Source organism: Mycobacterium shunyiense, from assembly GCF_058270035.1.
Genome location: NZ_JBZDPT010000018.1, coordinates 1 through 12,345, shown reverse-complemented (window position 1 = coordinate 12,345; position 12,345 = coordinate 1). Strand labels below are relative to the sequence as shown.

Genomic DNA, 12,345 nt, shown 5'->3' with positions numbered 1-12,345 from the left:
TGATCCCGGCGGGCGTTCTGCGTTTGAGCGTGCTCGTTTGTCCCGCTCTCTCGCGCGCCAATTGTCACGCTGGAGTGGCTCTCGACATCGACAGCCACTCTGGCGTGACAATGGACTAGACCGGACTTGTCGCGGCGCCCACTTTGTCACTCCAGCGTGACTGCGGGCTTCCACGGTTGCGCTAGCGTGACATTCGTTGTGCCCGAGCGGCGATAACCCGACGCAGGATATTTTCTTCACGTTCGCCGGCGGAGATGCGGACGTTGATCCATCCTTGCCGTTGTATCCGCTCGGCCCTTCGGAGATCCCAGCCGTACCGCCAGCTGCTGGATCGGTGTTCCTCACCGTCGTACTCGGCCGCGACTTTGATGTCCTCCCAACCCATATCGAGATACGCGAATGGGTCGCCGGGGCCGTCGAGAACCGGGATCTGGGTCTGTGGTCGAGGCAAGCCGCCGTCGACGAGGATCAGCCGCAGCCAAGTTTCCTTTGGGGACTGTGCGCCGCCATCCATCAAGTCCAAGGCGGTGCGGGCGCGCTGAATGTCCCGGCGCCGCGCGTATCGCTGTATCAACAGGTCGACGTCGGCGGCTTTGAGGTCGGTCGCGTGGGCAAGCGCATCGAGCGTCGCTACCGCGTCGTCCCGCGGATACCAGCAGCCGATGTCGAGTGCGGTGCGCACCAATGAGGTCACCGGGACGCCCTCGAACCGGACTATCTCGTCCTCTTCGATCGCTTCGGTTCGAATCCGCAGTCCCGCAAGCGGATTGCGGTTGGAGTGAATCAGTTCGAGTGGCGACTTCGGATCGACCCATTTTGCGCCGTGCACGGCTGCTGCCGAGATTCCGGCCACGATGCCGCGCTGCCGGGACCATAGCCAAGCGGCCTGCGCCCGAATGAGTGGTGTCAGTTCAGTGCCTGGGCTCACGTAGACATCCCGGAACACCCTGGTGTATTGGGTGCGTAGCGCGCTCTTGCGCAGTTCGCCGTTGGCAACGGCCTTACTGCCGACGAATGGTTCCCCCATGGCGAGAAAGTGTGCAGCGCAATGGCATATCCGTCACGTCGGTTATCCACAAGCGCTGGAGTGACACTCGTTGTCCACAGCCGCTCTGTGGTGACAGATGACGGCGCCCTGCAGCTGTGGTAGTGGCCAAGGCAGGTCGAAGGCGGGCCCTCTGCGACGTTCGCATTGTCACGCCAGAGTGGCTGTCAGCGCCCACAGCCACTCCAGCGTGACAAAGGGATGGCTGCCGACGGCATTTAGTCGCCCAATGCAACGCTGGAGTGGCCGTCGAGTTCGACAGCCACTCCAGCGTGACAAAGCGGGGAAAAGCGGGGGCGAAGCGTGACAAAGCGGGGAAAGAAAGGCGGGCGAAGGACTACGCCGGAACGAGCTCCACACCTGACAGCACGACGGCGTTGTCCCGCGACGGTGCCGTGAGCACGCCGATGAACTTGCCGTCTTCCTTCCAGATGTTGGCCTGCAGGGTCTCGCCGGGGATCACCACGCCGGCGAACCGGGCGCCGTAGGAAGCCACCTGAGAGACGTCGCCGTCGAGCAGGTTGTCAACGATGGCCTTGCAGCCGATGCCGTAGGTGCACAGTCCGTGGAGGATCGGTCGCTCGAATCCCGCCGCCGCAGCGAATGCCGGGTCCGAGTGCAGCGGATTACGGTCACCGCACAGTCGATACAGCAGCGCCTGCTGCGGCAGCGTCGGCAGCGAGATCTCGATATCCGGTGCGCGATCAGGCAGCTCGGCCGAGGTGGCCGGTCCGCGCTCGCCGCCGAAGCCGCCCTCACCGCGGGCGAAGATCGACCGCTTGGTGGTCCACAGGACCTTGCCGGACTCATCGGTCACCGTAGATTCGCTGACGATGACGGCAGCCTTGCCCTTGTCCCAGATCTCGGTGAAGCGCTGCACCGACTTCGCGGTGCCGCTGGTCGGGATCGGGCCGGGCACGCTGACAGCCTCGCTGGCGTGCAGCACCTTCGACAGCTCGATGTCGATGCCGGGGAACTGCACCTTGGGCGCCTCGGTCATGTGAAAGCTGGCCGCGACGTTGCCGAACGTCGGCAGCACCTGCGGGGTGTCGTCGACGAGGTAACGCAGCTCGCGCGCGTCCATCGGGTCGGCACCGGCGCCGAGGCCCAGGTGGTACAGCTGGATGTCGCTGCTGGTCCAGGAGAACTCGATGGGTTCCAGCTCGGCGCCCAGCGCCTTGTCGAGATCGATCGGCATGTCAGCCCTTTGTGGTCGATGTGGCGGGAACCGCCGCGGCGATATCGAGTGCCGCGAGGTATCCGAACGTCATGGCGGGACCAATGGTGCCGCCGGGGCCGGGGTAGGTGTGACCCATCACCGGTGAGCTGACGTTACCTGCGGCGTACAGGCCCTCGATCACGGAGTCGTCGTCGCGTAGCACCCGGCCGACCAGGTCGGTGCGGACACCGCCCTTGGTGCCCAGGTCGCCCGGCACCATCTTGGCCGCGTAGTACGGGCCGTGCTTGATCTCGCCGAGGTTGGGATTGGGCTTGTTGGTGGGATCGCCGTAGTAGCGGTCGTAGGCGCTCTCGCCGCGGTGGAAGTCCTCGTCCACCCCGGAGCGGGCGAAGCCGTTGAACCGGTCGATGGTCGCGGCAAACGCATCGGCGGGCAGACCGGTCTTGGCGGCCAACTCCTCCAGGGTGTCGGCCTTGACGATGACGCCGGACTCCAGCCACTTCTTCGGAATGCGTTGTCCAGGCTGCAGACCCGCGAAGATGAAGCGGTCGCGGTACTGCTGGTCGAAGATCAGCCAGGCCGGGATGTTCTCGCCGGGGCCCGCGCCCTGGCCGTATTCGCCGCCGTACATGTGGTGGCAGGCCTCGACGTAGGGCATCGACTCGTTCATGAACCGCTTGCCGGCCATGTTGACGATGATCGAGCCGGGAGAGTTGCGCTCGGACAGGGCGAACCACGGGGAGTCGACCAGTGGGACCGTCGGGCCCCACCACGAGTCCTCCATGAATTCGAGTGCAGCGCCCTGCTTTTCGGCAGCCAGGATGCCGTCGCCGGTGTTGGCCACCGCGCCCACGGTCCACTCGGTGGTGATGGGGGCGCGCTGGTACTTCACCCGCATCTGCTCGTTGTGCTCGAATCCGCCGGAGCCCAGGATCACTGCGCGGCGCGCGCGGATCAGTTGCGGCTCAGCGGAAGTGTCGCGGGGATCGACGACGTACACGCCGCGGACGACGCCGTCCTCGACGTAGAGATCGGTCAGCGCGGTGTTCAGCTGGACCGGCACGCCGGCCTGCTGCAGGCCGATGCGCAGCGGTGCGATGAGCGCACGGCCCATGCCGACCAGGTTCTTGCCGGTGGCGTTGGCCCACACGGAGCGGACGCCCACCTTGAGGCTGCGCAGCACGCCGCGGGGATGACGCTTGAGCTGGTTGAGCCGGACATAGTCCTGCTGCATCACCACCATGTTCATCGGCACCTTGCCGTACGGCGGCTCCAGGCCCTTCTCGTCAACGCCGAGCTTCTTGGCGTTGAACGGCTTGGGTTCCACCGAGCGGCCGGTGGGCTTGCCGCCGGGCGTCTCGGGGTAGTAGTCGGAGTATCCGGGCACCCAGCACAGCTTCAGCGGGGAGTGCTTGAGGACGAACGAGAGCATCTCCGGCGAGCGGTCGAGGTAGGTGTCGATCTTCTCTGCGGGCACCACGTCACCGATGATTTTGTGCAGGTAGGTGCGGGCGGCCTCGGGGGTGTCTTTCACGCCGTCGCGTTTGAGAATCTCGTTGTTCGGGATCCAGACCCCACCACCTGACCGCGCAGTGGAACCTCCATAGTGCGGCGCCTTCTCTACGACTACTGTCGAGAGGCCCTGATGGGCAGCGGTGAGGGCGGCGACCATGCCGGCAGCGCCGCTGCCGACCACGACAACGTCGTACTCCTGTCCAGTCATGTAGAACACGTTATAGAATTGACCGGCAATCCAACAACCGCCCCGGTCAAAGAAGTGAGGGGAATTCACCAGAATGCTTAGCGACGAGGTACGCGCCCAGCTGGCGGCCGATCTGGCCCAGGCCGAGCGCAGCCGGGTCCCGATGACGCCGCTGACCGATCGGTTCGGCGAAATCGACGTGGTGGATGCCTACGAGATCCAGCTGATCAACATCCGGCAGCGGGTTGCCGAGGGCGCCCGGATCGTGGGTCACAAGGTCGGACTGTCCAGCAAGGCGATGCAGGACATGATGGGTGTCGACGAGCCGGACTACGGCCATCTCCTCGACGAGATGGAGGTGTTCGAGAACGTCCCGGTGCCCTCGTCGAAGTTCCTGTACCCGCGGGTCGAGGTCGAGGTCGGGTTCATCCTTTCCGAAGACCTGCCCGGTGCGGGGTGCACCGAGGAGGACGTGCTGGCCGCGACGGCTGCGTTCGCGCCGGCGATCGAGTTGATCGACACCCGCATCACCAACTGGCAGATCAAGTTGTGCGACACGATCGCGGACAACGCCAGCAGCGCCGGATGGGTGCTCGGTGAGGCGCGGGTGTCGCCCAAGGACATCGACATCCGAAATATCGACGCGGTCCTGACCAATCACGGCGAGGTCGTGGCCGAGGGACGTAGCGATGCGGTGCTGGGTAATCCGGTCACTGCGGTGGCCTGGTTGGCCCGCAAGGTGGAGAGCTTCGGGGTGCGTCTGAAGGCGGGAGACATCGTGTTGCCCGGCTCTTGTACGCGTGCGATAGATGCACCTCCGGGCAGCGATTTCGTCGCTGACTTCGCCGGGTTAGGTTCAGTGCATCTTTCTTTCGAATGATGTTTCGAGGATAGGGAGCCGCTATGGCTGAGAAGGCATCAGTTGCCATCGTCGGGTCGGGCAATATCAGTACCGACCTGCTGTACAAATTGCTGCGTTCGGAGTGGCTGGAGCCACGTTGGATGATCGGCATCGACCCGGAATCCGAGGGTCTGGCCCGGGCGCGCAAGCTGGGCCTGGAAACCAGCCACGAGGGTGTGGACTGGCTGCTGGCCCAAGCCGACAAGCCGGACCTGGTATTCGAGGCCACCAGCGCCTACGTGCACCGGGACGCCGCGCCGCGCTACGAAGAGGCCGGCATCCGCGCGATCGACCTGACCCCCGCGGCCGTCGGCCCGGGTGTGATCCCGCCGGCGAACCTGCGCGCGCACCTGGACGCACCGAACGTCAACATGGTCACCTGCGGTGGCCAGGCGACGATCCCGATGGTCTACGCGGTGAGCCGTGTGGTGGATGTGCCGTATGCCGAGATCGTGGCGTCGGTGTCGTCGGCCTCGGCCGGTCCGGGCACCCGCGCCAACATCGACGAGTTCACCAAGACCACCAGCGCCGGTGTGCGCGATATCGGTGGGGCCCGCAACGGCAAGGCGATCATCATCCTGAACCCGGCCGAGCCGCCGATGATCATGCGCGACACCATCTTCTGCGCGATCCCCGAGGACGCCGACCACGCCGCGATCACGCAGTCGATCAAGGACGTCGTCGCCGAGGTGCAGACCTATGTACCGGGCTACCGACTGCTCAACGAACCGCAGTTCGACGAACCGTCGGTGGTCAACGGTGGAAACCACCTGGTCACGGTGTTCGTGGAAGTGGAGGGTGCCGGTGACTACCTGCCGCCCTACGCTGGAAATCTGGACATCATGACCGCGGCGGCGACCAAGGTCGGCGAGGAAATCGCCAAAGAGCGCCTGGCCGCCCCGGCCGGAGGAGGCCAAGCATGAGCGACATTTTCTTCAATTCCGCCTGGGACGTCCGGATGACCGACACGTCACTGCGTGACGGGTCCCATCACAAGCGGCACCAGTTCACCAAGGACGAGGTCGGCGCGATCGTTGCGGCCCTCGACGCCGCGGGCGTTCCGGTCATCGAGGTGACCCACGGGGACGGTCTGGGCGGATCGAGCTTCAACTACGGGTTCTCCAAGACGCCGGAGCAAGAGCTGATCAAGCTGGCCGCCGAGACGGCCAAGGAAGCCAAGATCGCCTTCCTGATGCTGCCCGGTGTGGGCACCAAGGAAGACATCAAGGAAGCCCAGGGCAACGGCGGCTCGATCTGCCGGATCGCGACCCACTGCACCGAGGCCGACGTCTCGATCCAGCACTTCGGGCTCGCTCGTGAGCTGGGCCTGGAGACCGTCGGGTTCCTGATGATGAGCCACACCATTGCGCCGGAGAAGCTGGCCAAGCAGGCCCGCATCATGGCCGACGCCGGCTGCCAGTGCGTCTACGTCGTCGACTCCGCGGGCGCCCTGGTGCTCGAAGGTGTCGCCGACCGGGTGTCGGCTCTGGTGGCCGAACTCGGTAACGACGCGCAGGTCGGTTTCCATGGCCACGAGAACCTCGGCCTGGGCGTGGCCAACTCGGTCGAGGCCGTGCGCGCCGGTGCCAAGCAGATCGACGGCTCGTGCCGTCGGTTCGGCGCGGGTGCGGGTAACGCACCGGTCGAGGCGCTGGTCGGCGTATTCGACAAGATCGGCGTCAAGACCGGCATCGACTTCTTCGACATCGCCGATGCCGCCGAAGAGGTTGTCGCCCCGGCGATGCCGGCCGAGTGCCTGCTGGACCGCAACGCGCTGGTGATGGGTTACGCGGGGGTGTACTCCAGCTTCTTGAAGCACGCGGTGCGCCAGGGCGAACGCTACGGGGTGCCCGCCCACGAGCTGTTGCTGCGCGTCGGCCAGCGCAAGCTGATCGGTGGTCAGGAAGACCAGCTGATCGACATCGCGCTGGAGATCAAGCGCGAGCAGGAAGCCGAGAAAGCCAAGGCCTAGAGTTCGATCGCCGACTCGGCGTCGTCGTCAGCGACGATGCCGAGTTGGCGATATACGTCGTCGCGGTAGTTCGCCGACTGTGAGTTGATCGGGATGGGACCGCCTTGGGCCCAGTCGTGGATGTGGCCCATCCCGATCACCACGGTGACGTCGGCATTCGGATCGGCGTCGACCATCCTCTTTGCGTAAAGCAGTGCGCCGGGCGCGGCCTGCTCGCGCGAACCCACGTAGATCGTGGTCGGCGGCATCGCGGTTCTCGAAGTCACCTCGGTATCCGGGACAGGATTGCGCGGTTTCGCTGCGCGCTGCCGTTTTGGTTTCACGCGATCAGGCGTCTCGGCCGACGTCTTCGACGAGGCCGACGACGTGGACGAGTGCGTGGGGTCAGCCGTGGCCACCCCGCATCCCAACCCCAATGCCACCGCTGATCCCACGCCGAGGGCCACCGCCAACGCGCCGACGTGCCCTACATATCCCCCCGGATGCATTCGTTCACGTCTACCGGATCAACATCGTCTTCGAAGTGGTTTGAGAAAGACTTGACAAATGTTCATGTTTAAGCGGAACGCGTAGCGTCGCAGGGGTTTTGGTGATCGGTTCCTTGGCGCGGTGAGTGGTGTCAGCCGCTCCCGGCATGATTGAGCCATGGCAACCCGCGAGCAGGCCCAGTCGATCCTCGAACAACTGGCCGGACCCGCCGCGGTGCTACGCGATGACCAGTGGGCTGCCATCGAGGCCCTGGTGGTCGAGCGGCGCCGGGCATTGGTCGTACAACGCACGGGGTGGGGCAAATCCGCGGTCTACTTCATCGCGGCCAAGCTGCTGCGTGCCTCCGGTCGCGGGCCGACGGTCATCGTCTCTCCGCTGCTGGCCTTGATGCGCAACCAGGTGGCCGCTGCCGAGCGGGCCGGAGTGCGGGCCGCCACGATCAACTCCGGCAATGTCACCGAGTGGGATGCGATCCATCAGCAGGTCGCCGATGGGGAACTCGACGTGCTGCTGGTCAGCCCCGAGCGGCTCAACAATCCCGATTTCCGTGACAACGTCCTGCCGGCCCTGGCCGCCGATGCGGGTCTGGTGGTGGTCGACGAGGCGCACTGCGTCTCCGACTGGGGGCACGACTTCCGGCCGGACTACCGCCGGATCCGCACCCTGATCGCCGAATTGGGTTCCCAGGTACCGGTTCTCGCGACTACTGCGACTGCCAATGACCGGGTGGTCAGTGACGTCGCGGCCCAGTTGGGGGTGGGCGGATCGGATACCTTGGTGCTGCGTGGCGGGCTGGACCGCGAGTCGTTACGCCTGTCGGTGGTGCAGGCGGGCACCCCCGCACAGCGTGCTGCCTGGATTGCGGCGCAACTGGATTCTCTGCCCGGCTCCGGCATCATCTACACCCTGACGGTGGCCCAGGCACACGACGTGGCGGCGCTTTTGGCCGAGCGCGGCCACAAGGTGGCCGCCTATACCGGGTCCACCGACACAACCGAACGCGAACAACTGGAAGCCGACCTACTCGGCAATCGGGTCAAGGCGCTGGTGGCGACGTCGGCGCTGGGGATGGGCTTCGACAAGCCAGACCTGGGTTTCGTCGTGCACCTGGGGGCGCCGTCGTCTCCGATCGCCTACTACCAGCAGGTAGGCCGCGCCGGACGGGCGACCGACAGCGCCGAGGTGATCCTGCTTCCCGGCACCGAAGATCAGGACGTCTGGAGGTACTTCGCGTCGGTGGCGTTCCCCTCGGAATCGATGGTGCGCCACGTCATCGGTGCCCTGGAGACCGACCGCGCACAGTCGACCCAGGCACTGGAACCACTGGTCGATCTAAACCGGTCGCGGCTCGAGATGGTGCTCAAAGTGCTCGACGTGGACGGTGCGGTCCGCCGGGTGAAGGGCGGCTGGGTCGGTACCGGAGAGCCGTGGAGTTATGACGAACCCCGCTACCGGGCACTCGACGAGGCACGCCGCCGTGAGCAACAGGCGATGCTCGACTATCAGGCCACGGACAGCTGCCGGATGGTCTTCCTGCGTGGTCAGCTCGACGATCCCGAGCTGATTCCCGGCGACCAGTGCGGGCGGTGTGACAATTGCACCGGCCGGCGATACGAGGCCGCGGTGGCGCGGGACATCCTCGCCGATACCGCCCAGCGGTTGTCCCGGCCCGGAGTCCTGGTTGCCCCGCGCAAGCAGTGGCCGTCCGGATTGGCCGCGCTGGGTGTGCCGCTGTCCGGCCGAATCACCGAGGGCGCCGCCCCGGGCCGGGCGATCGGCCGACTCACCGATCTCGGCTGGGGAGCGCGGCTCCGGCGGCTGCTCGCCGAACCCGACGGCGACGTACCCGACGACGTGATCGGCGCGGCGATCGAGATCCTCAAGGCATGGGATTGGGATCAACGGCCGACCGCAGTCATCGGGCTGGACTCTCACACACACCCGCTGTTGATCTCTTCGACGGTGCAGCGGCTGGCGCAGATCGGGCGGCTGACAAACCTCGGCGTCCTGTCCTATGCACCACAGCACCGCCCTGTCACTGCCGCGAATTCGGCTTATCGGGTGGCGGCCCTGGACGGTGCCTGGGAACAGCCGCAATTGGGTGTCGCCGACGGGGAAACAGGCGGACACTGGGAGGGCCCGGTGCTTCTGATCGACGATATGACGGACACCGGCTGGACGCTGACCATGGCCGCGCGGCTGCTGCGCGACGCCGGAGCGCCCGGTGTCTTGCCGTTCGTTTTGGCATCCGTCAGCTGAGGCCTTTCCGACGTTCTTCAGAGAGTTCATAGGAACGTCTGACCAATTGCAAACGTTATTCGGCGGCCGGTTGTTTGCCAAACTAGCCAAAAACCGGTGTATTAAGTGCTTCGCCGTGCCTGTGTGGAGTGGTTCCCTATTTGCGATCGCAAATTTAATACAAACGATCTTGATTTTGCATATTCAAGATCGCGGTAGGAAGGCGTGGCTAACTCAAACTGCTTCGCCGTTGGGCGCCATTAACCTATATCGAACGCCTCTTACGCTATCGACAGAATTTGCTGACCGGCGGAGGGGCCCGGGCTACGGTGCCGTCTTCCGCGCTTCGGCGGGTCAGCGGGTTTCTCGGCCCTGATTGTTCGCTTCGCTGAATTGAACTACAGACGTGTCGTTGTCGTGTTCATAGGTGAGACGTCCGGGCGAGTCGCCGCAGCCGGGCGTGTCGTCCTGTCCGATTGGCGACGTCCGAGTGTTAGCCCTGACGGGCTCGCCAGGTATCGCGTGAAGCGCTACGTCACGAGCGCGTTGTGCCTGCGCAGGCGGCGTGCGGCCGGCTCGGCAATGCCGTCGGGCGATGCTGCTGGAAACTGTGTATCTGCTGGGCATTTAGCCCTGTTAACGATGTCGTGTTGGTCCAGGGGGAACACATCGGCGGGGCGTGGAGGCACCGCGTCGAGCAGGTTGATCCTCGGCTTCCAGGGCCACCGGCAATCGCGGAGCGGAGCGTCCCACCGCCGTTTGCGCGCCCGGACCGTCGCAGCGGAGCGGGCCGTGGTGGAAGGCCAGGCCCAGGTTTTTCGCCGTAATCGCGGTCCGTGGGTGGCCGAGGTCGCTGACTCATGGGCCGACGCTGCCCAACCCGCAGGCCATCGCGCGTCTGGTCGGTGGGCGGCGAGTCTGGACAGGTCCTGAGAAACATTTGCCGAATCCCAGAACTCGTGACAAGTTGGTACATGAATGGCGGAACTGCAGCAACCGGAAATCCTTTGATTTCTAATTTCTGCACTCTCGTCAAGATAAGTGGATATGCTGGCGCCCTGCAACGAGAACGTCATAGCTGGAGTGGGCCACAGGAAACAGGCATCGTGAAGCAACCGGCGGGGCTGGGTGCCTGCGCCGGGTTGTCGATCGATTTTCACTGGTCTACTCGACGATGGGGAGGACCAAGTGAGCATCAATCCGTTCGACGACGACAATGGCAGCTTTCGCGTCTTGGTCAACGACGAGGAGCAACACAGTCTATGGCCAACATTCGCTGACGTCCCTGCCGGCTGGAAGGTCGTGTACGGCGAGGCGGATCGAGCTTCTTGTTTGGACTACATCGAACAGCACTGGCCTGACATACGCCCTAAGAGTCTGCGCGACAGGTTGGCGGGACTCTGACAAATAGACACCGGCGCGGGGGCCCGAAACTTGCGGTGGGAGAGTCCGATGCAGCTTGATGAACAGTCGCTGCCAGTAACGCGCGCACAGCTCGATATTTGGCTTGCGCACGATGTAGCCGAATCCGGCACCGAGTGGTTACTCGGTCTATTCGTGAAAATCGCGGGCGCGCTCGACCGCGACGCCCTCGAGTGGGCGATCAACCGAGTCGTGCGAGAGGCTGAGCCGCTCCGCGCCCGCTTCTTCGAAGTGGACGGGCAGGTTTACCAGAAGGCGGTCGATCACCCGTACGTGCAGCTGGCCTTCTATGACCTGCGCAGCACGTCTGACCCCGTAGCAGAAGCCCGTGACATGGCGGCCGCAATTCAGCGCGCGCCAATGTCTTTCACCGAACCGCTGTTCAGATTTGCGCTATATCAGACACGCGACGATGAGCACTTCCTGATCGCCTGCTGTCACCACATCGTGCTCGACGGGACCGGGATTGCGCTTGTCGGATCTCGGCTTGCGTCGGTGTACTCCGCAGTTTTCTCCGGCGCCCCCATACCTCCGCCCATCTTCGGGTCGCTCGCGGATCTGATCGACAACGAGTCGAAGTACGAGGCTTCCAGCGAGTATCTCGAAGACCGGGCCTACTGGACCGAGAACCTTCCGCCGGAAGCTGGGCCGAACTTCTGGGAGACCGAGTCCCTCGCCACCGAGGAGGCGCATTGGCCCTCTGCCACAGTGCCGTTCGACTCGAATCTGCTACGCCAAGTCGACGTACTGGCCCGGTCGAAGAATGTCGCACGATCGACGGTCATCACCGCGGCTTGTGCCCTGCTCGTGCGTGGGTGGTGTGCCGAGGGCTCGGACGTCGTTCTCGACTTCCCGGTCAGCCGGCGCGTAAGCCCTGAGTCACGGACGCTGCCCGGCATGGTGGCCGGTGTGGTGCCGCTCGTGGTGAAGGCCTCGCCCGCAACATCGATCTCCCAATTCATCGGCGATGTCGACGCCCACATACAGGAAGCCCTGCAGCATCAGCGCTTTCCGGTACACGCGCTCGAGCGCAAGCTCAACCCGCGTTCGGCGGGCCAGATGGCGAATCGGGTGAGTGTCAACTTCCTTCCGTCTACGTTCACATTGGACTTCGGCGGTGCGGAGGCTTCGGCGTCGCTGACCAATGCCGGTGTTGTCGGTGGCTTCGGCCTCGTCTTCTCCAGTGCCGGAGACGAACTGATTCTCAGCACGATGGGCGAGGGTCAACCGTTCTCCAGTTTCGCCGTCACGGACCTGGCGGAGCGTTTGCAGCGGATTCTGGTTGCGTTCGTTTCCGACTCGGCTCAGCGGTTGTCGGCTGTGGGTGTGCTTGATGCTGCTGATTGTGCTCGGTTGGATGAGGTTGGTCATCGGGCGGTGTTGATGCGGCCGGTGG

The 12,345-nt window shown here is 64.7% G+C and carries 10 protein-coding genes; 6 read left to right on the top strand and 4 right to left on the bottom strand.

The annotated features are described in order from the left end of the window. Nucleotides 1–181 precede the first annotated feature (181 nt). From AC4ELS_RS11850 to kstD, 3 genes are all read right to left on the bottom strand, one after another. Nucleotides 182–1,027 carry a hypothetical protein gene (locus AC4ELS_RS11850; protein WP_448445633.1) on the bottom strand — a complete coding sequence of 282 codons (846 nt, stop codon included), beginning with the start codon at nt 1,025–1,027 and terminating at the stop codon, nt 182–184. 355 nt (nt 1,028–1,382) lie between these two features. Then, nucleotides 1,383–2,243 (bottom strand): enoyl-CoA hydratase ChsH3, encoded by an 861-nt coding sequence (chsH3, locus tag AC4ELS_RS11845; RefSeq protein WP_064883684.1) that lies wholly within the window; start codon nt 2,241–2,243, stop codon nt 1,383–1,385. A 1-nt stretch (nt 2,244) separates the two neighbouring features. Further along, entirely contained in the window at nt 2,245–3,948 is a 1,704-nt protein-coding gene (gene kstD, locus AC4ELS_RS11840; RefSeq protein ID WP_064884023.1) for a 3-oxosteroid 1-dehydrogenase, read from the bottom strand. Between the two features lie 73 nt (nt 3,949–4,021). On the opposite strand from kstD, the gene AC4ELS_RS11835 reads away from it, so the two are divergent. The 3 genes from AC4ELS_RS11835 to dmpG are packed head-to-tail and all read left to right on the top strand — an operon-like array spanning nt 4,022 to nt 6,800. Then, nucleotides 4,022–4,807: a 2-keto-4-pentenoate hydratase gene (locus AC4ELS_RS11835; RefSeq protein ID WP_064883683.1), complete on the top strand. Its 786-nt coding sequence runs from the start codon at nt 4,022–4,024 to the stop codon at nt 4,805–4,807. Between the two features lie 23 nt (nt 4,808–4,830). After that, entirely contained in the window at nt 4,831–5,751 is a 921-nt protein-coding gene (locus AC4ELS_RS11830; RefSeq protein WP_064883681.1) for an acetaldehyde dehydrogenase (acetylating), read from the top strand. Beyond that, the gene (gene dmpG, locus AC4ELS_RS11825; RefSeq protein ID WP_064958040.1) at nt 5,748–6,800 is read left to right on the top strand and encodes a 4-hydroxy-2-oxovalerate aldolase; all 1,053 of its coding nucleotides are present in this window, start codon (nt 5,748–5,750) and stop codon (nt 6,798–6,800) included. Before AC4ELS_RS11830 ends, dmpG begins: the two co-directional genes overlap by 4 nt. Here dmpG and AC4ELS_RS11820 read toward each other — a convergent pair. After that, nucleotides 6,797–7,066: an alpha/beta hydrolase family protein gene (locus AC4ELS_RS11820; protein ID WP_448445637.1), complete on the bottom strand. Its 270-nt coding sequence runs from the start codon at nt 7,064–7,066 to the stop codon at nt 6,797–6,799. The two genes, dmpG and AC4ELS_RS11820, sit on opposite strands and share 4 nt — an antisense overlap. 379 nt (nt 7,067–7,445) lie before the next feature. Between AC4ELS_RS11820 and AC4ELS_RS11815 the strand changes: the two genes are divergently transcribed. The 3 genes from AC4ELS_RS11815 to AC4ELS_RS11805 form a co-directional block, all read left to right on the top strand. Then, nucleotides 7,446–9,548: a RecQ family ATP-dependent DNA helicase gene (locus AC4ELS_RS11815; RefSeq protein WP_448445639.1), complete on the top strand. Its 2,103-nt coding sequence runs from the start codon at nt 7,446–7,448 to the stop codon at nt 9,546–9,548. Between the two features lie 1,167 nt (nt 9,549–10,715). Next, on the top strand, nt 10,716–10,931 hold the full coding sequence (locus tag AC4ELS_RS11810; protein WP_004571464.1) for an MbtH family protein: 216 nt from the start codon (nt 10,716–10,718) through the stop codon (nt 10,929–10,931). Nucleotides 10,932–10,979: 48 nt separating this feature from the next. After that, a partial coding sequence (locus AC4ELS_RS11805) for a condensation domain-containing protein (protein ID WP_499047501.1) occupies nt 10,980–12,345 on the top strand: 1,366 nt, incomplete at its 3' end.